The sequence below is a fragment of the Paraburkholderia flagellata genome (assembly GCF_021390645.1).
GTDB classification, from domain to species: Bacteria; Pseudomonadota; Gammaproteobacteria; order Burkholderiales; family Burkholderiaceae; genus Paraburkholderia; species Paraburkholderia flagellata.
In genome coordinates, this window is record NZ_JAJEJT010000002.1 from 383,699 (window position 1) to 407,504 (window position 23,806).

Annotated in this window: 15 protein-coding genes and 2 pseudogenes; 9 read left to right on the forward strand and 8 right to left on the reverse strand. The window is 61.6% G+C overall.

Annotated elements, in window-relative coordinates; translation table 11 throughout:
* Positions 1–155 precede the first annotated feature (155 nt).
* The gene (gene prpR / locus L0U83_RS16135; protein WP_233884610.1) at positions 156–2,027 is read left to right on the forward strand and encodes a propionate catabolism operon regulatory protein PrpR; all 1,872 of its coding nucleotides are present in this window, start codon (positions 156–158) and stop codon (positions 2,025–2,027) included.
* Positions 2,028–2,072: 45 nt separating this feature from the next.
* Here prpR and L0U83_RS16140 read toward each other — a convergent pair whose 3' ends face one another.
* Together L0U83_RS16140 and L0U83_RS16145 are read right to left on the reverse strand one after the other, a co-directional pair.
* On the reverse strand, positions 2,073–4,214 hold the full coding sequence (locus tag L0U83_RS16140; protein ID WP_233884614.1) for a 3-hydroxyacyl-CoA dehydrogenase NAD-binding domain-containing protein: 2,142 nt from the start codon (positions 4,212–4,214) through the stop codon (positions 2,073–2,075).
* Between the two features lie 34 nt (positions 4,215–4,248).
* Complete coding sequence (locus tag L0U83_RS16145) at positions 4,249–5,454, reverse strand: acetyl-CoA C-acetyltransferase (protein ID WP_233886535.1); 1,206 nt, start codon at positions 5,452–5,454, stop codon at positions 4,249–4,251.
* A gap of 317 nt (positions 5,455–5,771) precedes the next feature.
* Between L0U83_RS16145 and L0U83_RS16150 the strand changes: the two genes are divergently transcribed.
* Complete coding sequence (locus tag L0U83_RS16150) at positions 5,772–6,533, forward strand: SDR family NAD(P)-dependent oxidoreductase (protein WP_233884618.1); 762 nt, start codon at positions 5,772–5,774, stop codon at positions 6,531–6,533.
* 21 nt (positions 6,534–6,554) lie between these two features.
* Positions 6,555–7,616, forward strand: a complete 1,062-nt coding sequence (locus L0U83_RS16155; RefSeq protein WP_233884621.1) for a phosphotransferase family protein — start codon at positions 6,555–6,557, stop codon at positions 7,614–7,616.
* Between the two features lie 74 nt (positions 7,617–7,690).
* Here L0U83_RS16155 and L0U83_RS16160 read toward each other — a convergent pair.
* Both L0U83_RS16160 and L0U83_RS16165 read right to left on the reverse strand, forming a co-directional pair.
* A pseudogene (locus L0U83_RS16160) lies at positions 7,691–8,851 on the reverse strand (acyl-CoA dehydrogenase family protein).
* 68 nt (positions 8,852–8,919) lie between these two features.
* Complete coding sequence (locus L0U83_RS16165) at positions 8,920–9,393, reverse strand: nuclear transport factor 2 family protein (protein WP_233884622.1); 474 nt, start codon at positions 9,391–9,393, stop codon at positions 8,920–8,922.
* A 378-nt stretch (positions 9,394–9,771) separates the two neighbouring features.
* Between L0U83_RS16165 and L0U83_RS16170 the strand changes: the two genes are divergently transcribed.
* Complete coding sequence (locus L0U83_RS16170; RefSeq protein WP_233884623.1) at positions 9,772–10,932, forward strand: acyl-CoA dehydrogenase family protein; 1,161 nt, start codon at positions 9,772–9,774, stop codon at positions 10,930–10,932.
* Between the two features lie 43 nt (positions 10,933–10,975).
* Here L0U83_RS16170 and L0U83_RS16175 read toward each other — a convergent pair whose 3' ends face one another.
* From L0U83_RS16175 to L0U83_RS16185, 3 genes are all read right to left on the reverse strand, one after another.
* Positions 10,976–13,663, reverse strand: coding sequence for a winged helix-turn-helix domain-containing protein (locus L0U83_RS16175; RefSeq protein WP_233884624.1), 2,688 nt, complete (start codon positions 13,661–13,663; stop codon positions 10,976–10,978).
* A 122-nt stretch (positions 13,664–13,785) separates the two neighbouring features.
* Positions 13,786–14,583 (reverse strand): enoyl-CoA hydratase-related protein, encoded by a 798-nt coding sequence (locus tag L0U83_RS16180; protein ID WP_233884625.1) that lies wholly within the window; start codon positions 14,581–14,583, stop codon positions 13,786–13,788.
* A gap of 13 nt (positions 14,584–14,596) precedes the next feature.
* Positions 14,597–16,153 (reverse strand): acyl-CoA synthetase, encoded by a 1,557-nt coding sequence (locus L0U83_RS16185; protein ID WP_233884627.1) that lies wholly within the window; start codon positions 16,151–16,153, stop codon positions 14,597–14,599.
* A gap of 375 nt (positions 16,154–16,528) precedes the next feature.
* On the opposite strand from L0U83_RS16185, the gene fadB reads away from it, so the two are divergent.
* From fadB to L0U83_RS16205, 4 genes are all read left to right on the forward strand, one after another.
* The gene (gene fadB / locus L0U83_RS16190; RefSeq protein WP_233884628.1) at positions 16,529–18,754 is read left to right on the forward strand and encodes a fatty acid oxidation complex subunit alpha FadB; all 2,226 of its coding nucleotides are present in this window, start codon (positions 16,529–16,531) and stop codon (positions 18,752–18,754) included.
* Between the two features lie 11 nt (positions 18,755–18,765).
* A complete protein-coding gene (locus L0U83_RS16195) occupies positions 18,766–19,944 on the forward strand; it encodes an acetyl-CoA C-acetyltransferase (protein ID WP_233884629.1) in 1,179 nt (392 codons plus the stop codon).
* A gap of 98 nt (positions 19,945–20,042) precedes the next feature.
* On the forward strand, positions 20,043–21,098 hold the full coding sequence (locus L0U83_RS16200) for a cyclase family protein (RefSeq protein WP_233884630.1): 1,056 nt from the start codon (positions 20,043–20,045) through the stop codon (positions 21,096–21,098).
* A 203-nt stretch (positions 21,099–21,301) separates the two neighbouring features.
* Positions 21,302–21,562, forward strand: coding sequence for a DUF4148 domain-containing protein (locus L0U83_RS16205; RefSeq protein WP_233884633.1), 261 nt, complete (start codon positions 21,302–21,304; stop codon positions 21,560–21,562).
* A 124-nt stretch (positions 21,563–21,686) separates the two neighbouring features.
* Here the strand turns inward: L0U83_RS16205 and L0U83_RS16210 are convergent, their stop codons facing one another.
* Complete coding sequence (locus tag L0U83_RS16210) at positions 21,687–22,796, reverse strand: CaiB/BaiF CoA transferase family protein (RefSeq protein WP_233884635.1); 1,110 nt, start codon at positions 22,794–22,796, stop codon at positions 21,687–21,689.
* A gap of 430 nt (positions 22,797–23,226) precedes the next feature.
* On the opposite strand from L0U83_RS16210, the pseudogene L0U83_RS16215 reads away from it, so the two are divergent.
* Positions 23,227–23,592: pseudogene (locus tag L0U83_RS16215) on the forward strand (IS6 family transposase); the annotation flags it as partial.
* Between the last annotated feature and the right edge of the window lie 214 nt (positions 23,593–23,806).

The following is a 23,806-nucleotide window of genomic DNA, read 5'->3' on the forward strand; positions in this document are numbered from 1 at the left end:
GGCGTCGCAAATTGCCTTGTGTTTCGTGAGACAATCGTGAAACACAAAAACCGTTTCAATGAAACATTTCCATGCCCCCGATCAAATCTGACTTCGTGCAAACAGGGTTGCCGCGCATGTGTTTTCTCGGCTACCGGCAAATCCGCGAACTCGCCATGCCGGTGGTCGCCGAATACGCGGGCATCGCCCATATCGAGCTGGTGGACGGTTCGTTCGGCGAGGCGCTGGAGATTGCACGGAACCGCATTGACCATTCGGCTGTCGACGTGTTCGTGAGTGCTGGCTCCAACGCCGCGATCCTGCGCGCGGGCCTGCAAACCCCAGTGGCCACCATCCAGCTCAGTGGATTTGACTTGTTGCAGGCTCTCATCAAGGCGAGGAGCATTGCGGCTCGCGTGGGTATCGTGATGTACGGCGAGACGATCCCCGAACTGGAGGCGGTCAAGGACCTGCTGAACATTGAGATAAGCCAGCACGCGTATCAGACCGCGGAAGATGCGCGCCTGTGTTTCGAAGCGCTGCGCCGCGCCGGCTTTGAAGTAATCGTGGGTTCGAGCCTGGTGGTGGAACTTGCCGAGGAAGCTGGTTTGCATGGCTTGCTGGCTTATTCGCTCGCCAGTATTCGCAAGGCGTTCGACGACGCTCTGGAACTGGCGCGCATGGCGCGTCTGGAGGCCGGCCGCTATGAGCAGCTCCACAGCGTGCTGCATAACCTTCAGGACGCCGTCGTCGCGGTGGACCGCCAGGACCGCATCATCGCCATCAATCCGCCGATGCAGCACTTGCTCGGCGATCCCGGTCAGCCCCTGGTGGGCGAATTGTTGCAAACGCTCGAACCCGCCTTGTCGTTGCGTTCTACTCTCGAGAGCGGGCGCCAGGATCGGGCTGTGGCGCTGCGATTTGGCCAGCACGACTGGGTGGCCCATCGCACGCCGATCCGCGAGCACGGCGAAATCGTCGGCGCCGCACTCACGCTCTACGATGCGCGCAATATCGAGGCTGCCGATACGAGCCTGCGGGTGTTGCAGCGCCGTCGGCAATACGCGGCCAGGCACAGCTTCGACAGCATGATCGGAACAAGCGCCGAGCTGCGCGACGCTATTGCCAGTGCGCGCCGTTTCGCGCTCACGGACCTGAACGTACTCATTACCGGTGAAAGCGGTGTAGGCAAGGAGGTTTTCGCCCAGGCCATTCACAACGACGGCGCTCGCGCCGGTCGGCCGTTCGTCGCCGTCAATTGCGCCTCGTTCCCGGAATCGTTGCTCGAGAGCGAACTTTTCGGCTACGACGAAGGGGCCTTCACGGGCTCGCGCCGCGGCGGCAAGCGAGGGCTGTTCGAGGCGGCGCACACAGGCACGCTGTTTCTGGACGAGATCGGGGACATGCCTTTGCCATTGCAAACGCGCCTTCTACGCGTGCTGCAGGAACGAGAATTCATGCGCCTCGGCGGAACGGCGCCGATCCCGATCGACGTGCGCGTGATCGCGGCTACCCATCAACCGTTGGCCGAGTTGATCGAGCAACGCCGGTTTCGACAGGACCTGTACTACCGGCTCAATACCTTGCGCCTTGCACTGCCGCCGCTTCGCGCCCGCCGCGAGGATATTAGCCCGCTAGTTACGCCTGTCGTGGCGCGCTGCCTCAAACATCTGGGCTCGACGCTCGACGTGCAGCACGCACTCGCTCCGCTCATGGAGCGGCTCACGGCCTACGACTGGCCAGGTAACGTGCGCGAACTGGAAAACCTTGCGGAGCGTATTGCTGTGTTTCTCCTGCAATATGCGAAGCTGCAGGACGTGCAATATGACGCGCTAAGACGTGATTGCCCCGAACTGTTCCCCGCGGGTGAGACGCTTTCTTTTCCTGCTGGATCTGGTGCACCTGATCACGTAGAACGCGTGCGCGAGGCCATGCGCACAGCTGGCGGGCATCGCGGAGAGGCGGCGAGAAAGCTTGGTGTGAGCCGCTCCACACTGTGGCGCTGGCTGCAGGAACTGGACCTGCAGGCGTCACCGCCGGCCGGTTGACTGCCGGGCGGGCAAATCGGTCTTCAACAGCGCGGCCCGATTCGTTCAGGCCGCTTCCTCACGATAAAACGCTGGCGTGTCCCCGCTGCGCCCACGCAGCGATTCTGGCGGCGCGAAACGCGGCCCACAGGCGGCGGCCAGTGCATCGCAGGCGCGAATGAAGTTGTCCGGGCCGATGGTCTCGATCAATGACAGCGGCCCCCCGGTCCATGCCGGAAACCCGAGACCCAGGAGGGCGCCGATATCGGCGTCCGCCGGCGCGTTGATCACGCCTTCGTCGAGGCAACGCACGCTTTCCAGCGCCTGGATATACAGCAGACGTTGCTTGACGTTCTCCACGTCAGGCTGGACTGCGGCGGGCGGATACACCGTTGACAGGCCGGTCCAGAGTCGCTTGCGGCTCGCGGCTGGGTAATCGTAAAACCCGGCGCCACGCTTGCGGCCAGTCCTGCCGAGCGCATTCATTCGCTCGATCACCGGCCGCGCGTGACTGCGCAGGAATCTCTCATCGAGTCCGTCAGCGCTGGCCTGGTCGACGACGTGCTGCTGGAGATCCAACGACACTTCATCCAGCACGGCAAGCGGGCTTGCAGCCATGCCAGCCATGCGGGCGGCGTTCTCGATCAATGCCGGACTCACGCCTTCCGCGAGCATTGCCATCGCCTCGTCCACATAGGTGCAGAAGATGCGGCTGGTAAAGAAACCTGGCGAATCGTTGACCACGATCGAAGTCTTGCCGAGCAGCCGGGCGAGGTCCATCGAGCGCGCCAGTGTCTCTTGCGAAGTCTGCGCACCCAAGATGATCTCGAGCAGCGGCATGCGCTCGACCGGGGAGAAAAAATGCATGCCGATAAAGCGCCCGGGCCGGTCGGAACTGCCTGCGAGGCCAGTAATGGGCAGCGTTGACGTGTTGGATGCCAGGATCGCGTTGTCATTGAGCACCTCGCAGACGCGGCCGAGTACGTCGGACTTGACTGCCCGGTTTTCGAAGACAGCTTCGATCACGAAATCGCAGTCCTGCAGATCGTGGTAACGAGCGGTAGCGCAGATCAATGCTTCGCAGCGTGTCGCCGCCTCTTCGCCGCCTGCGCGCCGGGCGACGTCCACTGCGCGTGCCTTGCCCACGTCCGCCTGCTCCTGCGAAACTTCGAGCAGCACGACAGGCAGTCCTGCATGCGCGGCCGAGTAGGCAATCCCCACTCCCATCATGCCGGCGCCGAGGACGCCGAGCTTCGTGACTTGCGTCACGGGAACGCCGGACGGACGGTGCGCGAGTCGCTCATAGCGCTTGCGATTGACGAACTGCGTGCGAATCATGTTGCGCGCCACGGGATTCGTCGTGAGTTGCGAGAAGTAGCGGCCCTCGACCGCCATACCTCGATCGAACGGTAATTGTGTCCCCTCGTAGACTGCGGACAGTATCGCGAGTGGCGCCGGATAGTTGTCCTGAGTGCGGCTGCGAATCTGGGCGATACCTGCATAAAAACTGCGAGACGCATGCTCCGCCAGCGCGCCCGCGCCGTTCGGGATGCGCCAGCTCTTCTGGTCCCACGGCTGCATCGCAGTGCGATTGGCCAGCACCCAGCGACGGGCGTGTTCGATGACCTCGGCGTGTGGCGTGACCGCGTCGACGATGCCCAGTTCGAGCGCATGTGCCGCCGACACCGGATTGCCATCGAGGAGCAGTGGCAGGGCGGTTTCGATACCGAGCATCCGGGGCAAGCGTTGCGTGCCGCCGCAGACGGGCAGCAGACCTGCCTTGACGTCGGGCAGGCCGACGATGCTGGCAGGGTCATCGGAGATGACGCGGTAGTGACATGCGAGACACAATTCCAGTCCGGCACCTAGCGCGGCGCCGCGGATAGCCGCAGCGAACGGCTTGCCGCCAGTTTCCATGCGACGCATGTAGCGGTTTGAGGTATCGAAGTTCGGCGTAGCCGGTAGACCGGCGACGACGGCGGCATCGAGGGCCGCGCACAACGCTTCGAGATCGACGCCAGCCATGAAGCCGTCCTTGCCAGAAGTGATCACCGCACCGACGACTGCCGGGTCTTGCAGGATAAGCTCGACCGCTGCTTGCAACTGCTGCGCGAGCTCGCGGGTGTACACGTTGACCGGCAGGTCGGGGCAGTCGATGGTGACAAGGGCGACGCCCTGTGCGTCCACCGTCAGGAATATTGTGTCCATGTTCGTCGGTAGTTAGAGGGATCGCGAAAGGGCGTCAGATGCGCTCGATCAATGTGGCTGTGGCCTGGCCAGCGGCGGCACAGAGTGTGACGATGCCGCGCTGCAGTCCCCGCCGCTCAAGTTCGTCCAGCAGCGTGCCAAGCAGAATCGCGCCGGTCGCGCCGAGCGGATGTCCTAGCGCGATTGCGCCACCGTTGACATTTAACCTGTCGGCGCCGATGTCGAAGGCCCGCTGGTAGGCTAGTGGCACGACGGAAAACGCCTCATTGACTTCAAAGAGGTCAATGTCCGAAATGGCGAGGCCACAGCGCGCCAGCAGCTTGCGGGTCACGGGTACAGGGCCGCCCAGATTCAGGATGGGACTCGTGGCGAGCGAGCTGAAATGGCGCAACCGCGCGCGCGGCTTGAGCCCGTTGCGCTCACCAAAGCCCCGGCTGCCGACGAGCACCGCGGCAGCGCCATCGACAATCGCGCTGGAGTTGCCGCTGGTGTGCACGTGCGAGATACCCTCAAGACCGGGATAGTGGCGTAGCGCGATCGCTTCGAAGCCTTGCTTGCCGGCAGTGGTGAACGCAGGAGCAAGCTTGCCGAGGTCTGCACTGGTGGTACCGGGACGAATGGCCTCGTCGTCGGCGAGGACAATCTCGTCGAGCATGTTGCGCACGGGAATCAGGGACCTGGAAAAATAGCCCGCGGCGCGGGCATGGGCGGCCCTGCGTTGGCTCTCCACTGCGTAGGTGTCGACGTCCTCGCGCGTCAGGCCTTCCAGCGAGGCGATCAGGTCAGCCGCAACCCCGTTGGGCATGTAGGGAAAGCGGCGCGTGATAGCAGGGTCCGTATAGATGGCTCCCCCATCGGAGCCGATCGGCACGCGCGACATCGACTCGACGCCGCCGCCAATCGCGGCGTCGATCAGACCCGCCATGACCGCAGCTGCGGCCTGATTGACGGTATCTAGGCCGGAGACACAAAAACGGTTGAGCTGATAGCCCGGCACGGTGTCGCCATAGTCTGCGGCGAGGATCGCGGTGCGAGCAAGGTCTGCGCCCTGTTCGCCGAGCGGCATCACCACACCAAGGCCGACTTCCTCGATCAGCCGTGGATCGAAATCGTTGCGATCGCGTAGTGCCTTGAGCGTTTGTGCGGCGAGCGATACCGGCGTGATCTCGTGGAGTGCGCCGGTATTGCGTCCCTTGCCGCGCGGCGTGCGCACGGCGTCGTACAGATAAGCGTCGTTCATCGTGATCGAATGGGGAGAGTAGCGAGATGTCGCCTGGAGCCGTCGCGGCGGATTCAGTGCCGGCTTGCATGGCACGGCGGGATCGTTACCCGGCGAACCAGAAAACCGCGCATTGGCATGGCGATCCGAAGCAAGTATGGCGAGCGCTTGTTCCGGGCGCCTCGTTCGATGGGATGAATTCGGAGCACCGCGTAAACGGTTCTCCGCGGGCAGACTGTGCAGGAGCAAGAATTCATCCCATCGAACGAGGCGCCATCCCGCGCGGAATTCCATAATGCCTCGGGCCAATCCGGCAATCACGACCAGGGGAGAATGGGATGTTCGACGATCTGCGCGGTAAGCGAGCCCTGGTGACAGGTGCCTTCGGCGGACTGGGCAGTCATTTCGCGAAGGTGCTGGCCGGGGCCGGCGTTCGCGTCGCGCTGGCTGGACGTCGAATCGAGGCGGCCAGGCCAATCGCTGCCCAAATCGAGCAGGATGGCGGGACGGCCTGCGTCGTTCCCATGGATGTCACAAGCGCCGCTTCGATTACTGACGCCTTCGATGCGGCGGAATCGCAGCTTGGCGGCTCAATGCAAATCGTCGTCAACAACGCAGGCATTGCGGTGACACGCCCCGCTGCGGCGTGTGAAGAGCACGAATGGCAGAGCGTCATCGACGTGAATCTCAACGGCGCGTGGCGTGTCGCGCAAGCTGCGGGGCAGCGCATGATTGCGCAAGGCGGAGGATCGATCATCAGCATCGCCTCGATCCTTGGACTGCGGGTAGCACAGCAGGTGCCGGCCTATGCCGCCGCCAAAGCCGGATTGATCCATCTGACGCAGGCCCTCGCTCTCGAATGGGCCCGGCATGGCGTCCGGGTCAACGCGCTCGCGCCGGGCTACATCGAAACCGAACTCAATCGCGACTTCTTTGCAAGCGAAGCCGGGCAGGCGCTGATTCGCCGTGTGCCGCAACGCCGGATTGGACAGCCTGAGCATCTCGACGGAGCGTTGCTCCTGATGGCCTCCGATGCGGCGACGTTCATGACCGGCGCTGTGCTTGCTATCGACGGCGGTCATCTCGTTTCTTCTCTCTGACACCCCAGTAGACGCTAGACCATGCCATCTTCGCCGAGCGATACCCATGCAACTTCGGCCCCAGCGCGCAGCGCTGGTCTTGATCTTGAACGCCTGGCCGACTGGATGCGCCAGACAGGATCGGACCCCCGCGGGTTGAGTGCGCGCGTGCTCTCGGGCGGCCAGTCGAATCCGACCTTCCTGCTTCAGACCGCGAGCGGCGCGTTTGTCCTGCGCAAGCAGCCGCCGGGCGTGCTGTTGCCGTCTGCGCACGCCATTGACCGGGAATACCGGGTGATGCAGGCCCTGGAAGGCAGCGGTGTTCCGGTGCCTCACATGGTGGCCTTTTGCGACGACGCTTCACTGATCGGCACGCCGTTCTTTCTGATGGAATACGTGCGTGGCAGAAGCTTTATCGACCCCACGCTGCCGGACCTTGCCGTGGATGAGCGTAAAGCGATCTACGCTGATATCAACCGCGTCCTCGTCGCGCTGCACAGCGTAGACTATCGTGCAGCCGGACTGGACACGTTCGGACGACCAGGTAACTACTTCGCACGGCAGATCGACCGCTGGAGTCGCCAGTACCGCGGTTCGGAAGGTGCGCCCGTCGAGGCGATGGACGCTTTGATGAAATGGTTGCCCGCGCATATTCCGGAAGGGGATGAAACGTGCGTCGTACATGGCGATATGCGCATGGATAACCTCATCATCCATCCGACCGAACCAAAGGTGGTCGCCGTACTCGATTGGGAACTCTCCACGCTAGGGCATCCGCTGGCGGACCTTTCCTACTTCTGCATGTCGTGGTGTGTTCCGCCGGACCTGTGGCGTGGCGTGGCGGGTGTCGACCTGACTGGGCTCGGCATTCCGCAGGAGCACGCGTTCGTCGAGGACTACTGCCGTGCGCGCGGCATCGACGCCATCCAACACTGGGACTTCTACCTCGCCTATAACCTGTTTCGCATGGCCGCCATCCTGCGAGGCGTTGCGTCGCGCGCGGCCGGTGGCAATGCAGCAGCGGCCGATGCTGCCAGCATGGAAGCGAAAGTCAGGCCATTGGCCGAGCTGAGCTGGCGTTGCGCGCGCCGAAGTGGCACATAGTAAAAGGCAAAGGGCCGCGCAAGCGGCCTTTTGTTTGCCTCGCCCCGGAAAGGGCGGTACAGAGCGATCGGAGATTAGCGTCCTGCCACAAGCTTGCGGCCGAGGCTGAAGCGATGGACTTCGCTCGGGCCGTCGTAAATGCGGAACGCCCGCATGTCGGCGAAAATCCGCGCCACGATCGTTTCTCCGGTGACGCCCTGGCCACCCAGAATCTGCACGCTGCGATCCACCACGCGCCACTCGGCTTCCGAGCAGACCACCTTGGCCCGGCTCGACTCGAAGTTGCAGCGCTCGCCACGGTCGAGCAGCCACGCGGTGTGCCAAATGTGCAGGCGAGCTGTCTGCAGATCCATCTCGTTGTCGGCCAGCATGAAGCTCACACCTTCGTGGTGGCCGAGCACCTGGCCAAAGGCCTGCCGGTGTCGCGCGTGTTCGAGGGCGATGTCATGCGCGCGGCGCGCCTGCCCCAACCAGCGCATGCAATGCGTCAGGCGCGCCGGGGCGAGTCAAACCTGCGCGTAGCGAAATCCCTTGCCCGGCTCGCCGAGTACGTCGCGGGCTGGAACCCGCAGATCAGTGAATCGCAGCACCCCGTGTCCGCCGGTGAAACATGAATCGAGCGCATCCATCGTGCGTACATGTTCGATGCCGGGCTCGTCCATATCCGAGAGGAACATCGAAGCCGAGCCATCTTCCATCCGCGCCATGATGATGGCGAACGACGCACCCAGGGCACCGGTGATGAACCATTTGGTGCCGTTGATCACGTAATCGTCGCCGTCGCGGATTGCCGTCGTGGTAAGCATTGCAGGGTCGGCCCCGGCGCCCGGGGGCGGCTCTGTCATCGCGAAGCATGAGCGGATGCGTCCTTCCACCAACGGCAGCAGCCAGCGCGCCTTCTGTGCCTCCGTGGCGACCACCTCGAGCAAATGGATGTTCCCTTCGTCGGGTGCGTGGATATTCATCGCGACCGGCCCCAGCGTTGAATAGCCAGCCTCTTCGAAGACGATGGCTTTGTCACTGTGCGTGAGGCCAAGGCCACCCAGCTCGCGCGAAGCATGTGGGGTGAGCAGTCCTGCATCACGGGCCTTTGCAACCAATTCATCGCGCAGCGCCTCGGTTGGGCCATGCGCCGTGATGCGGGGGTCCTTCTCGAATGGAATGACCTGTTCTGCGATGAACTGGCGCACCGCCTGTTGAAGGTCCTTCTGGGCGGGAGTGAGGGAGAAGTCCATGAAACCTCGCGAACGAACCGTGAGAGTGAGAAGCGTGATGCGCGGCGGCAATGACTTGCGTGCCCTGATCACCCCTGTTTCGGGGCTGGCACGAGGGGAGAGGTCACCTCTCTGGCATAGCTGAAGGTGTGTTGCACATCCAGCTGCCGGATGCGCCAGGCATTGTCCCGTCCACGCGTCAGTTCGCATGTCACATCCACGAGCAAAAACGGCGCGGAGCCGGGCACCGGCAAACTCGGTGGTGAACCATTGTCGTACAGATGCAGGACAAGACAATAGACCGCGGTGACACTATCCGCGTCCTGTTTGAGTACCGCGAAGTTACTGACGACATGCCGTGTCACCAACGTCGCCGATTTTTTGCGCACGGACTCTTCAATCTGCTGCGGGCCGCGCAGCGGGACGCCACCGCGCTCCCAAAAACAGTCTGGTGTGACCTGCTCCATGGCGAGGGCATAGTCTCCCCTGTCTAGTCCATAGTAGAACAGCAGGACACTCTGGTGACAGGCAGTAACGTTTGAGTACTTTTCGGAAGAGTTCATGGCGGGGTTTTGAGGGGAGGGTGGCTTTAAATTCCGGAAGGAACGGGTGGGCCAGGTGTGAAGCTCCAGACGTTGTTCCCGGTGCTGAAAATGGGCGCGGGGCCACAAGTCCTGCATATCACCGCGCCCTGCCATCATGATCGTGTGAGCGGATCCGCGCTTGCGTGCGCTGCCGCGATCTGGCGGCGTCAACTGACGAAAGAATTATCTGGCGCGATGCGCTCGCGTTACCTCATTCGAACGGATGATTTGACGAGTGTCGGTCTCGTGAGCAGTGGTCAGCGGCCGGAATTCATCACTTTGAACGAGGCAGGGCCGCACTGTCTGCGGATAATTCAATTCATCGAAACCTGCCGCGCGTGCAGAGCTGGAGACTGAATGAGTACGAGACGTCGAATCTTCGAAGCCGACCACGATCTGTTCCGTGATTCCGTTGTCCGGTTCACCCGCAAAGAGGTAGCGCCGCACATCGACGACTGGCGCAGGGCGGGGTGTTGCAATCGCGCCGTGTTCGAGGCCGCGGGAGCGCAGGGCTTGCTACTGATGTGGGCCGATGAGCAGTACGGGGGCGCCGGTGTGACGGATTTCCGCTATGAGCAGATCGTGTATGAGGAAATGATCCGACACGGCGACATCGGCGTGTATTTCACCTTGCACTCGCGTCTGGTTGCTCCGTACATTGCCCGTCTTGGAACGGCCGAACAGAAAGCGCGATTGTTGCCAGAAGCCGCGAGTGGCAAGCGGATCTTCGCAATCGCCATGACCGAGCCGGGCACGGGGTCTGATCTTGCAGGAATCCAGACGCGCGCCCAGAAGACCGAAGGCGGTTGGCTGCTGCAAGGCGCCAAGACGTACATATCGAACGGCATCAACGCGGACACCGTAATCGTGGTTGCGCGCACGGACCCGGAACAACAGCGCGCATTTGGCCTGTTCCTCGTGGAGCGCGGCATGCCTGGCTTCGAGCGAGGCCGTCGACTGGACAAGCTGGGTCTCGATGCACAAGATACGGCTGAATTGTTTCTCGATCAGGTGTTCGTGCCCGACGCCAATCTGCTGGGAGATCCTGCCAAAGGCCTCGCATATCTTGCAGAAGGTCTTGCCGAAGAGCGTCTCCTGAGTGCCTGCCAGTCACTGGCGCATGCCCAGGTCGCACTGGAAATCACGCTTGACTATGTGAAGCAGCGCCGTGCGTTCGGGCGGTCGATCGGCGCATTCCAGAACACCCGCTTCGTGCTTGCGCGCAAGCACGCCGAACTTGACATGATGCAATCATGGATCGATACGCTTGTGACAGAGCACAACGAGGGGCATCTCGACGCCGCGACCGCGGCTTCGGCCAAGCTGCTCACATCGGAACTGGAAGGCCGTCTCATTGACGAGTGCCTGCAGCTTCACGGCGGCGCCGGATACATGGATGAGTACCGCATCAGTCGCATGTACCGCGACGCGAGGGTGTCGCGTATCTACGCGGGCAGCTCGGAAATCATGCTGGAGATCATCAGCCGCTCGCTTGGATTGCGCGAACACATGGACTAAAGACGAGCGCGGATTTCCGCGCGTCGAGTCCCGTCCGGTCCGGTCAGGGCAGCAGTCCTGCCTTTCGCGCCACCGCAATCGCGTGCGTGCGAGAGGACGCATTCAGTTTGGCGTTAATACTGCGCAGGTGGGTCTTGATCGTCGCTTCGGACACAAACAGCTTACCGGCCATCGCCTTGTTGCTCAGGCCGTCGGCCAGCAGGACGAGGACCTTCCGTTCAGTCCTGGTCAGCTCTTCCGGAGTGACGGCGTGGGCCATTGGTGAAGGGGGCGCATCCGATTGCCTGCCATCGCCGCCGTGACGTGCGGCAAGTCTGTCCACGAGTTGCTGCAGGAACGCGCCACTCACCAAGCCGCCTGCGGGGCTATCCGCGTGCTCGGTAGCGACATTCAGCAGATGCAGCATGGGCGCGCCTTCGTCCAGGAACGTACTGACAAAGCCTTCGCTAGCCGCATACTCGACGGCGTCCAGACATTCCTTCCGGGCACGTTCGGTTTCGCCTGCCGCAAGCAACGCCAGTGCAAGCACGATGCGCAGTTTTAGCGCACGACGCAATCGCCTGGCGGTCAGGGCTCCGGTCAACGCGAAGGACAACTGTTGTGCCGCCGCTGCTGGCTCGCCGCAGGCGATCGCGAGGCGCCAGCGCGCCAGGTCGAGGGTGTCCACATCGTTGGCATGGGGAACGAACGCACCGCCAAATGACCAGGCATTGAGTCCCTCGGCCGCCGCAATCTCGGAGCGGGCGCCCTCATGATCGCCGCGCAGCAGTGCAATACGGGACCGCTCGAGCCGGGCGCTAGCGACCATGCGGAGCTGGCCGGTGCGGTACCCCATCTGCTCGCAGTCGTGCAACCACAACATGGCGTCTTCGTAGCGTGATTCAGCGAGCGCGCAACGACAAAGCAGCACGAACGTAACGATCAGGGGGTCGGTATGCGCTGCCGCGCGAATCAACGGCAGATAGGCCGTGAGCAGACGCTGGGCTTCGCCATGCTGGCCGGCCTCGCACAGTGCTTCGGCAAGAAATGCGCCGGCGATTTCCTGGCCGTCGATGCGGGCACGCTGTGCGCCGGTATCCGGCCTGTGCGCGCCGCGGTAGCGGGCGAGTGCCTGCCGCAAGCGACCCTGTGTCAGGTCTATCAAACCGTCAAGGCAATGCGCGACACGCATATTCGCACCACCTCCAATGGCAGCATGCACCTGCCTGCTGCTGTCCAGCATCCGGCGCGCGTGATCGAAATTACCCAGATAGATGTGGCAGCACGCGTGTGAGTTGAGCTGGATGCCGTACGGAAATGCGTGAACTGGCGATAGCGTGCGCGCGCACGCTTGCCAGGCATCGAATGCTTTGTCGAGTTTATCGGTGAGCGCCAGGATGAAAGCATGAAGCGCGAGCATATGTGCCGCGATTTCCGCGTCGCGATCGCCCGCTTCCTGCATGCCTTCAAGCAACTTCAAGGCCTTGTCGCTGCGATGCAGGAACGTCAGCGCCCACGCATGAACGAGACGCAGACGTGGCCTGTTCGACAGGCTTTCGGCGGGAAGCGCATCGAACCAGCGAGCGAGCAACCGTACCCGCCCTTGCCAGAGGATCGGCTCCGCGTACTGCTGCAGGAGGTCCATGGCGCGCTGAGTGTCGGCACGCAGGGCGTGCTCGATCGCGGGAGCCGCTTGCCCCTGCTCGGCATACCAGTCGCTGGCAATGCGATGCAAGGCGGCAATTTCTCCGGCGTCGTGCTCGAGGACGAGCCGGGCATTGAGAAAGTCAGCGAAGAGGCTGTGATATCGATACGTGTTTCCCGACGCGTCAAGGCGGATGAGGAACAGGTTCTCGTCATCCAGTTGCGCGAGCAGTCTTGCACTGTCGCTTCGCGACGTCATGGCGTCGCACAGGCTTGCGTCGAAGGTGCGCAGCAACGATGTCCGCAGCAGGAAATCGCGCACCTCTGGGGGCTGTTGTGAGAGAACGTCTTGCGCCAGATAGTCCGCAACCGCCGCGTTGGAACCGGAGAATGCCTCAATGAACTGCGAAGGGTCGTTGCTGCGGCCGATGGCGAGCACGCCAAGCCGGATGGCCGTGACCCATCCTTCGGTGCGCGCATGAAGCTTGCGCAGGTCATCCGCGCCCAATGGCTGCTTGACGTGCTCCTTGAGATAGGCGGCCGCTTCGTCCGGCGTGAAACGCAAGTCGTCCGTCACGATCTCCAGAAGTTGACCTTGGGCGCGAAGCCGGCCCAGGCCGAGCGAGGGGACGACGCGTGACCCGATGACGAGCTTGCCGTGTGCCGGCATCTGCGTCACGAGTTCCCGTAGAAACCCGGAAGCCTCAGGGTTGAGCAAGGTCTCAAAGTCATCGATGAAGATGGCAAACGGCAGATGAAGTCGAGCCAGTCTGCTCGCCAGCGTGTCGGCCAGTATGTCTTCCGTCTGCCCATTGGTGTCATCTTCGAAGCCCTGGCTGAGCAAATCGACCGCCGCATTGAGGGACTTCAGGAAGACTGGAAAGTCGTTGTCTCTGGGGCCGAGCTGGATCCATGCAGTGCGTATTCCCTCGAGCGTCCATGCGGCATGGAGGTCGAGCATCGCGCCTGTCTTGCCGAAGCCGGCGGGAGCATGCACGACGACCAGACGATAGCCTGTTGCATCGCTCGCCGGAATGACCAGCCGGCTTCGCCGCAGATGGGTGGATCGCAACGGCGGTGGCAGGAGCTTGGCAAGCGGCGAATGCATAACAAAGGCGACATCAACGAAAATAGGGGAGGAACTGGACGAGGGTCGCCGCGGCGCGCAATTATTGCAGGTTCTTTATCCTCTCTCAACGCGTAACGCCGGCCGCGGCCTTCACAGGGTTTTCAGTCGAAGACCGGCTGACGCTTTTCGCGGAAGGCATTAACCCCTTCCGTGAATGCGGCTGACTCGATCAGCACGCATTGTCGCTGGCGTTCATAGTCAAGCTGGGCGTCAAGCGTATTCACCTGAGACCGTTTCAGGGATTGTCTCAGTTCGATCGCGATGCCAGAAGGCAGGCGGGCAAGCGCACGAGCAATCTGGAGCGCCGACTCAAATAGCTGGACGTCGTCGACACATTGCCAGATCAGACCCCATTCCGCTGCCTTTTCGGCACTGAGCTTGTGTCCGAGCAGTGAAAGGGCCGTCGCCCGCGCCAATCCGATGCGGCGCGGAAGAAACCACGTTGTGCCGACATCGGGTATCAGGCCGAGCTTTGGGCAGAACGTGAGCACGAACGAAGCGGAGCGCGCTGCCACTGTGATGTCCGCAGCGAGCGCCAGCCCGACACCTGCGCCCGCCGCCACACCGTTGACCGCCGTTACAACGGGGATGGGCAGTTCGTCGAGGTCTTTGATCCACGGGTTAAAGTCCTCCCGCATCGTCAGGTCCAACTGCTCCCCTGCCGATTGCGCTGCGCCGCCCGCGAGAAATTCTTGCTTCAGTTCCGCGCCTGCGCAGAAAGCCCGTCCAGCACCCGTGATCACCAGCGCTCTCGCACCTGGCGTATTTCGCACTTTTGCAATGGCCGCCCTCGCGTCCTTCGCGAGGGTGCTGGTCATGCTGTTCAGCACCTCCGGGCGATTCAGCCTGAGTATTGCGACGGCGCCGTCGAACTCGAGGTCTACAGTTGTCGTTGTCATGTCGTGTCCCCTTTCAGGCCTCTCGAGGCTGAGAATTCCGCAATGCTTCCCGAAGCTTGTATTTGAGCAGCTTCCCCGCAGCCGAGTGTGGAAGCTCGACGCGAAACTCGATGCTGCGCGGACATTTGTAGCCGGCAATCAGCTGACGGCAATGTTGGATTACCTCTTCAGCGGTGACCGTATGGTTTTCCCGAACGACTAGCACAGCGTGCACGGACTCCCCCCATTTTGGGTCGGGAATTCCAACCACCGCACAGTCCTGGACCGCGGGGTGGGACAGAACCGCATTCTCCACTTCGGTTGAGTAGATGTTTTCGCCGCCGCTGATGATCATGTCCTTGATGCGATCGGTGATAAAGAGGTAGCCGTCTTTATCCATATAGCCTGCGTCGCCGGTGTGCATCCAGCCATCGCGCAGCGCTTTGGCGGTCTCTTCCGGTTTGTTCCAGTAGCCGAGCATCACGCTAGGCCCACGCACGACGACTTCGCCGACACTTCCAGTCGGGCGCTCTTCGCCAGACTCTGGATCCACGATCCGGATTTCACAGATCGGCGCCGGGCGCCCAGCAGCCTTCAGCTTGCCCAGCTTTTGCCCATCAGGCGTGTGACAGGATGCTGGGAGTACCGCCGCGACCGGTGCAATTTCCGTCATGCCGTAAAGCTGCATGAACTGGCTGGAGGGAAGGGCATCGAGGGCGCGGCGCAGCAACGTGGTGTTCATTGGTGCGGCGCCGTAGAGGACACTAGTGAGACTGGTGAGGTTATACGAACCGAAAGTCGGGTGGTCGAGAATCGCCTGCAGCATCGTTGCGACAACAAACGTCTCGTTGACGCTCTCCTCGACAATCGTGGAGAGGATCGCACCTGGATCGAAGTTCGGCAGCACGACGTGCTTCGCCTGGCGCAGTGCTGACTGAACGACAAGAGCCAGCCCACCGACATGAAACAACGGCGCGATATGCAGCGTGGCCTCTACCACTGGGCGCGGCGCTGCCGCCAGGGCGGAGAGTGCATTGCATAGCAGGTTTGCATGCGAAAGCATGACCCCCTTCGGGGCTCCCGTTGTGCCACCTGTGTACAGAATCGCGGCAAGGTCATTGCCGGAGCGAAACGCGTCGCGCACCGCAGGGGACGATCTCAACAGTTGCTCGTAACCGCGTGTTCCGGCAGGAGGCTCCCCGTCTCCACAGTAGATCACTTCCCGAAGGCAGGGACATTGCTCCCGAAGTGGCCCCACCAGCTTAAGGAATGCATCGTCTACAAGCAGAATCTCCGTGCCGCAATCGTTCAGCGAGTAGGCGATCTCGTTGACGCTCCACCGGGTATTGACAGGATTGATGACGCCGCCAGCCCAGAACGTGCCGAAGATGTATTCGATATACCGGTCCGAATTGAGTGCGAGCATGCCGATCCGGTCGCCATGTGTCACGCCCAGTGCATGGAATGCGCCACCAAGGCGGGAGATCCGCTCAATGAACTGGGCGAACGTGACCCGACGCTCTGCAAACACAGTCGCATAAGCGTCGGGTCGTTCAATGGCTGCCTTGTGGAAGGACTGCGTCAGGTGCAAGTTTCGTCTCCAGTGATTGTCTTAATGGTCACCTGTCTGCCCGGCGCTCCAGTCGGCCGTTCGAGGTTCCCGACGTAAGGTACTGCGGCCGTGAACTGGCCGATTCGTTCAAAGGGATGAAATCACGCATTATGGGTCATGGAGATCCCGCTGCGTCTGCTGTGGCCCTTCCTGTCGGTAATTGTCCGGGCAATGAGAAATTCATTCTTTCGAATGAGGCACCACCGGGTGGCTCTCCAGATAATCCGTGGGAGGTCTGGGCTCAGAAGGTTGACTCGGGCCGAGAGATCACTGGAAAAATAGCGCCGGTGCGGCGCGCACCGGCTGGCGGTGTGCGGGGCACGTAATTGCTGGTGATAATGGAAGGAGACGGCATTGTTTCAGGGTGAAAATATCAAGGTCCTGCCACTGACAGGCGGCTTCGTCGAACTCCGGTTTGACCGCAGGGACGAATCAATCAACAAGCTGGATCGCCGCACGATGGCGGAGTTCCGCGAGGCCACCGCGTGCATTGCCGCGGAACCGTTGGTGCGTGGCGTGCTCGTTACCAGCGCAAAGGACGTGTTTATTGTCGGGGCCGATATCAAGGAATTTGGTGAATTGTTTGCCATGCCCGAACGCGAGCTCGCGTCGTACACGCTGGCTTCAAACCGGGCATTCTGCGCCTTCGAGGATCTCGGCATTCCCACGGTGGTAGCCATCAACGGCTTTGCGCTGGGCGGCGGTCTGGAGATGGCGCTTTCTGGCGCGCTACGCGTGATGGCTTCGTCCGCGAAAGTCGGATTACCGGAAGTCAACCTTGGTCTGATTCCCGGCTTCGGCGGTACGGTACGGCTTTCGCGTGTAGCCGGACTTAAGACGGCGGCGGACTGGATCGCAGGTGGCAAGCCCGCCTCTGCCAGTTCTGCCCTCGAAGCCGGTGTCGCCCATGAGGTGTGTGAACCTGCCTTGCTGCGTGAGGCGGCACTCGTGTTACTGCGTCGTGCGGCCTGCGGCGAGGTGGATTGGCGCGCGGAGCAGCAGCGAAAGCGCAACGCCGTCTCCATCCAGGAGAGCGCGCTGGCAGACGCACTCGCGGCCATCGAGGATCGAGCGATCCAGGCTGACAGGCGCCATCTCCCCGCCGCGCTCATGGCAGTCAATCTTCTTCGTGACGCGCTCGCGCTGAAGCGCGAAGCCGCGCTCCAGCTGGAATCCGAGGTCTTCGCGCGCGTCGCCAAAACCCAGGCTGCCGGGTCGCTGGTCCAGGCGTTTCTCAACGAGCAACATCTGAAAAAGCAATATCGGAGTCTTGGACAGAAGTCGAGGAAGCTGGAACAGGCAGCGGTGCTGGGCGCTGGCGCGATGGGAGGGGGAATCGCGTATACAAGTGCGTTATCCGGCATCCCGGTTCTACTGAAGGATATTCGCAAGGAAGCGCTGGATGCTGGAATACGCGAAGCAGAACGCCTCCTCGCGCGTCAAGTCAAGGCAGGGCGTCTGAAGGCGGAGAGTGCGCAGACTACGCTTGCGGCAATTTCTCCGCAATTGGACTTTGCAGGGTTCCGCGAGGTTGATCTCGTCGTGGAAGCCGTCGTCGAGAGCGTCGAAGTAAAGAAGCGTGTCTTGAGCGAGATCGAAAGCGAGCTTCGCGACAATACCGTGATTGCTTCGAATACGTCGAGTCTACTGATTGATGACATTGCAACAGGATTGTCCCGGCCCGAAAATTTCGTCGGCATGCATTTCTTCAATCCGGTGCCGGCAATGGCGCTGGTCGAAATTGTCCGCGGCGTGCATACGAGCGAAGAAGCGATTGCGACCGTTGTGAACTATGCTGTCGCCATGGGCAAATCACCGGTCGTCGTCAAAGACTGTCCTGGTTTCCTCGTCAACCGGATACTTACGCAGTATGTCCGGGCATTTTTGCTGCTGCTCGAAGAGGGAGCAGACTTCCTGCAAATCGATCGCGCCATGGAGGCGTTTGGCTGGCCGATGGGGCCCGCCAGCTTGCAGGATGTGATTGGTATGGATGTCAGTAGCCACGTTGTGGATGTGATCTCGGCAGGCTATTCCAGCCGGATGCCCCAGATGCCTCACAACGCGCTCAGGCTGATGGTGAGTCTCGGTCGTCATGGGCAGAAGTGTGGTCTTGGCTTTTACGCCTACGAGCGGGACGCGGGCGGCAAACTCGCGAAATCCGTCGCGCCAGACACCCATGCGCTGCTCTCCAAACTGCAGCGCACCGGCGACCGCACGTTCTCTGACAGCGAGATCGTTGAGCGCATGATGCTGCCGCTTATCGTCGAGGCGGCCGTGGCCCTCGAGGAAGGTGTCGTGGCCTCCGCCGCAGAACTGGATACGGCGCTGCTACTGGGAATTGGTTTCCCGTCGAGTCTCGGCGGCCCGCTGAATTACGCCGACTGGCTCGGCATGGCAGAAGTGGTAAGGCAATGCGACTGGTATGCGGGACTCGGCGAGGCATACATCCCGACCCAGGCGATGAGAGGGATGGCGCGCGACGGCGCGCGCTACTATCCCCGTGTCTCAAAGGCGGAAATTAGATCCGCGATGAAGGCGAGTCAGCCGCATCGCGTCAAAGACTCCAGCATTACTCGTTAAGGACTCAGGGAATGACAGATGCATTTATCGTCGCAGCGGTGCGAACGGCAGGTGGCAAAAGGAACGGACGCTTGTCGGGTTGGCATCCAGGTGACCTTGCCGGTCAGGTTCTGAATTCGCTGCTTGACCGGGTTGGGGCCGATCCCGCGCTGATCGATGATGTGATCATGGGCTGTGTGGGGCAGGCAGGCGAGCAGGCCATGAACGTCGCGCGAAACGCCGTGCTCTCGTCGAGGCTGCCCGAGTCGGTCCCAGGTACCTCAGTGGATCGCCAGTGCGGTTCGTCGCAGCAAGCACTGCATTTTGCGGCACAAGCCGTGATGTCCGGTACGATGGATGTCGTCATTGCTGCCGGCGTGGAGAGCATGTCGCGTGTGCCGATGGGGTTGCCGACAACGCTTCCGCTCAAAAACAACCTGGGGTTTTATGTTAGTCCGGGCATGCAGGAGCGTTTTCCCGATGTTGAATTCAATCAGTTCGTCGGGGCCGAGATGGTGGCCAGGAAATACGAGCTGTCCAAGACTCAACTTGATGCCTATGCATTCGAGAGCCATCAACGCGCCATTGCGGCAACCAGAGCCGGTCGGTTCAACGCTGAAATCCTGCCTGTCGACGTTCGCACGCTTGATGGTGGGCCCGTTGCAGGGCAGCACACGATCGACGAAGGCATTCGCTTCGACGCGACCCTTGAGGGTATCAGTGGTGTGAAGCTTATCCAGGACGGTGGGTCCGTCACTGCGGCGTCGGCAAGCCAGATCTGTGATGGCGCCAGCGGGATCATGGTTGTCAACGAGCGCGGACTCAGGCTGCTGGGCGTTCAGCCGTTGGCGAGGATCCATCACATGTCGGTCGTCGGTCACGATCCGGTCATCATGCTCGAGGCGCCCATTCCGGCGACGAAGCTGGCGCTAAAGAAGGCAGGTATGGCGATCGGTGACATCGATCTCTACGAGGTCAATGAAGCGTTCGCGCCCATTCCGCTCGCATGGCTAAAAGCGATCGATGCTGATCCGGCGCGTCTGAACGTCAACGGGGGCGCGATTTCGTTGGGCCACCCGCTGGGAGCGTCCGGTACAAAGCTCATGACAACGCTGGTTCATGCTTTGCAGCAGCAGAACAAGCGCTATGGATTGCAGACAATGTGCGAAGGCGGGGGCCTCGCGAATGTGACGATCGTCGAACGCCTGTGACGAGACACAGCGACGGCCCGGATACCCGGGTGCGAAACGCCAGACCGGGTCGTGAATGGCCCCGTATCAGAACATAACGACACGAAGAGGAAGACACCATGCGCTGGAAACAAAGACCGCAGGGTTCCAACTGGGGTGATTTCGGGCCCGACGACGAACTTGGGCGGGTCAACCTGATCGGCCCGGAACAAGTGCGTAAGGGCGCGCGAGAAATCCAGGCCGGCTTGAGTTTCTGCCTGTCGCTGCCGCTCGACTACCCGGGCGGCAACGCGCTTAGTCCGAACCGCCACCCTCCGGCGCTGCGCCCCACGTTTGGCGAAGGTATTCATTTCGTGAATTTTCCGGTCGCGAAGATGGATGCGACCGCGACCGACGTGGTGAGCGACGATCAGGTTCTGCTGTCACTGCAATACTCGACGCAATGGGACTCGCTCGCGCACGTGGGGGCGCAGTTCGACGCCGATGGCGATGGCAAGGCCGAGCGCGTGTACTACAACGGCTACCGGGCCAACGAGCATATCGTAGGCCCGGTCGACTATGCCGAGGACGACAATTACGCGGAACATGACTGCGGCCATAGCCATAGCGAGGCACGGGCACTGGGCATCGAGAATCTCGCCGTCAAGGGCATGCAGGGACGTGGCGTACTGGTGGATCTGGCGCATGTATTCGGACTCGACTTCCGCACTGTCGGCTACGACGACCTGATGCGCGCGATGGAAGCGGGCGGTGCCGAGGTCGAAAGCGGTGACATGCTGCTGCTGCGCACCGGCTTTGCGGAGATGGTGCTGTCGATGAACCGTGAGCCGGACGCGGAACTGCTTCACCATAGCTGCTGTGCACTGGACGGCCGCGACGACCGCCTGCTGAACTGGATCACCGACGCAGGTATTGCTGCGCTGATCGCCGATAACTACGCGGTGGAGCGCTTTCCGGCGCGACCCGCGCCGGACGACGGTCAACGACATCCCATCTTGCCGCTACACCACCATTGCCTTTTCAAGCTTGGTCTGCCGCTGGGCGAGCTGTGGTACCTGCGCGAACTGGCCGACTGGCTGCGTGCCAATGGCCGCTCGCGCTTCATGTTGACGGCACCGCCATTGCGGCTGCCGGGCGCGGTTGGGTCCCCCACCACGCCTGTCGCGACGGTTTGACCCAGTTATAACGTCCCGCGTAGCTGGCCGCTTTGTCGTGGATGATTGGTATTACCAAACATCCACGCACCAATGCGTTCTCCGATTCAGGCGCCGCACACTCATTGTGTCGGCCACGTCCGCTTTCGCGTCGCCGTAGTCTTTGCTTTGCTTGATCCGTCACCTAACATAACAGAGCGGGTTTCGCCGCTCGAGGTGATGTCATGAAATCAGCCATTCGTATTACGTCAGGCATAATCGTTGGCGCTTTCTGTGTGGGGTCGGCATTCGCGCAGACTGCGTCGAACCCTTACGACTCATCGGCTACGCAGACCCGCACGCAAGTCTACTCAGACCTCGTGGCGTGGCGCGCCGCGGGCTTCAATCCATTAGAGACGGTCGACTATCCACGTAACGCGATCCGCGCCGGCCGTATCGTCACCGCTCAGCGTGGGAACGCAGCGGGAGTCGGTAAGGAACAGTAGAAGCGCCAGCACACTCTGCATGGCAGCATCAAAACGGCGCGAATTCCGGCGACTACGTCTGTTGAGTTGTAACCGATGGTGGATACCGCCAGGGGGCAGCCCGGTCTCTACCGGAACGGTTCCATCAGGAGGTCCTCCAAACCTCACTGCGGCTTTCTAAAGCCGACAGGACTTCATCGGTATGTTGCCCTGGCTGAGGAGGAGCGCCCGGTTCCACTGTCTTGCCGCCGAAGCGAGGGGCGGGGCTGACTTGAAGCTCCCCATTGCGTTCGAAATATACGCCACGTGCCACGTTGTGCGGATGTCGCGCCGCTTCGGCCGGGCTCAGGACCGGGCCGAAACAGACATCGGTACCTTCGAGCAGGTTGCTCCATACCTCACGGGTCTTCGAAGCGAACTGGTCTGCCAGAAAGCGCCGCGCTTCGGGCCATGCCTTGCGGTTCCACTGTTCCGCAAAGCGCGGATCGTCCTTCAGGCACAGCTTTTCGAGCAGGAGTGCGTAGAATTGCGGTTCGAGCGAGCCAAGCGTGATGTACTTGCCGTCCGCACAGCGGTAGGTGCCGTAAAAGGGGGAACTGTCGTGCACATTCTCGCCGCGATCGCCGGCCACGAGGCCTGCTTTTTTCGTAGCGAGCAGCAACTGCAACATGTGGGCGGATCCGTCGACGATCGAGGCGTCGACCACTGTACCTTTGCCGGTTTCGCGGGCCTTGAGGATGCCGGCCAGCAGACCGACAGCCAGATAAAGTGCTCCGCCGCCGATGTCACCAAGCACTGTGAATGCCGTGGATGGCGGCTCGCCTGACCCGCCGTTGTGGTAAAGCGAGCCGGAAAGTGAAATGTAGTTATTGTCGTGGCCAGCCGCCTGAGCAAGCGGGCCGGACTGGCCCCAGCCTGTTACGCGCCCGTACACGAGTCGCGGATTGATTCGTTGCAATTCAACCGGACCGAGCCCGAGACGCTCCATGACCCCGGGTCGCATTCCTTCAATCAAGGCGTCGGCGCCTTCCACGAGTTGCCGCACGAGCTGCTGGCCTTCGTCGCTCTTGAGGTCTGCAATCACGGAGCGTTTGCCTCGATTGATGACGCTGGGGCCGGCGTTGGGCGCGCCAATGGGCGCCCGTTCGGCGCGTTCGACGGCGATAACATCAGCACCGAGATCGGCAAGGTGCATTGCGCAGAACGGCCCCGGACCGATGCCGCAGATCTCGACGATTTTGATACCGGATAGCATGAAGTCTCCGTATTGTGCGTTGACGTTGTACGCGATTATTGCGCTTTCGATCCGATGACTCGCCGTCCGAATGGACGAATTGCTGTGAGCCTTGCACGGGCCGGTGAACAGGACACACGCCGCAACTCCCAGCAGTAGCTGTCCTAATACTACGGTGGAAAAGAAGGTGCAGCGTTTCGGACCAATCCGAAGCGCTGGCGATCTTCCGAGGAAGGGGTAATCGAATGAAAGGGATTTCCCCGTCCCGAGGCTGCGGCGGTCTGCAGCGTGTTGGCCATCGTTTCGTACAGCACCTGGCCTGAGCCGAATCGACCGGTGCAGCCTGCGAAACAAGGGAAAACCCAGCAATTCCTCGAGGTGCCGGATTTGCCTGCTTACTGGACTCGAAGCCGAGCAGTACGTTCAGGGAAGGAATCAGGCGACGAAGGATTATCTTTATCGCGCTGTTGACCGGGCGGGAAAGACGATTGATTTTCGCCTCAGCGCCAGGCGTGATGTGGCAGCAGCAAAGGAGTTCTTTCTGAAAGCGATCGGAACTCAAGGGCGCGCTCCTGAAACGATCACGCTGGACGGCTATGCGGCATCCCATCTGGCGGTCCGCGAGATGAAGACCGACGGGTCGCTACCCATGCGAACCAGATTGCGATCCTCGAAGTACCTGAACAATCTGATCGAGCAGGATGACCGCTACATCAAATCACGGGTGAACGTGATGCTCGGGTTCAAGCGGTTCCGGAACGCAGCCACCACACTCTCCGGTATCGAACTGATGCATCGCATTCGCAAAGGCCAGTTCGATCTCACCAGCGTGCGCCTCAAAGATACCACTTCGCCCTCGATCTGGATGGCGGTTCTTTCAGCCCGTTTAGGTCTCCGAAGATTGGGCGACTTCTCGCGGACCTACCGAATTTGCACCGCAGCCCCTGAGAGAACCTGTCATGTCTGAGCGCGACTTCTGTTTTTGACTCAACGGTTTTCTCGAACTGAACGGCGGCCAGCAACCCACGCCT

Coding starts and splice junctions, on each gene's coding strand:
- L0U83_RS16140 (WP_233884614.1), bottom strand. CDS start 4,214: ATGGACACAATATTCCTGACGGTGGACGCACAGGGCGTCGCCCTTGTC.
- L0U83_RS16165 (WP_233884622.1), bottom strand. CDS start 9,393: ATGAACTCTTCCGAAAAGTACTCAAACGTTACTGCCTGTCACCAGAGT.
- prpR (WP_233884610.1), top strand. CDS start 156: ATGCCGGTGGTCGCCGAATACGCGGGCATCGCCCATATCGAGCTGGTG.
- L0U83_RS16155 (WP_233884621.1), top strand. CDS start 6,555: ATGCCATCTTCGCCGAGCGATACCCATGCAACTTCGGCCCCAGCGCGC.
- L0U83_RS16180 (WP_233884625.1), bottom strand. CDS start 14,583: ATGACAACGACAACTGTAGACCTCGAGTTCGACGGCGCCGTCGCAATA.
- L0U83_RS16175 (WP_233884624.1), bottom strand. CDS start 13,663: ATGCATTCGCCGCTTGCCAAGCTCCTGCCACCGCCGTTGCGATCCACC.
- L0U83_RS16145 (WP_233886535.1), bottom strand. CDS start 5,454: ATGAACGACGCTTATCTGTACGACGCCGTGCGCACGCCGCGCGGCAAG.
- L0U83_RS16195 (WP_233884629.1), top strand. CDS start 18,766: ATGACAGATGCATTTATCGTCGCAGCGGTGCGAACGGCAGGTGGCAAA.
- L0U83_RS16150 (WP_233884618.1), top strand. CDS start 5,772: ATGTTCGACGATCTGCGCGGTAAGCGAGCCCTGGTGACAGGTGCCTTC.
- L0U83_RS16210 (WP_233884635.1), bottom strand. CDS start 22,796: ATGCTATCCGGTATCAAAATCGTCGAGATCTGCGGCATCGGTCCGGGG.
- L0U83_RS16200 (WP_233884630.1), top strand. CDS start 20,043: ATGCGCTGGAAACAAAGACCGCAGGGTTCCAACTGGGGTGATTTCGGG.
- L0U83_RS16170 (WP_233884623.1), top strand. CDS start 9,772: ATGAGTACGAGACGTCGAATCTTCGAAGCCGACCACGATCTGTTCCGT.
- L0U83_RS16205 (WP_233884633.1), top strand. CDS start 21,302: ATGAAATCAGCCATTCGTATTACGTCAGGCATAATCGTTGGCGCTTTC.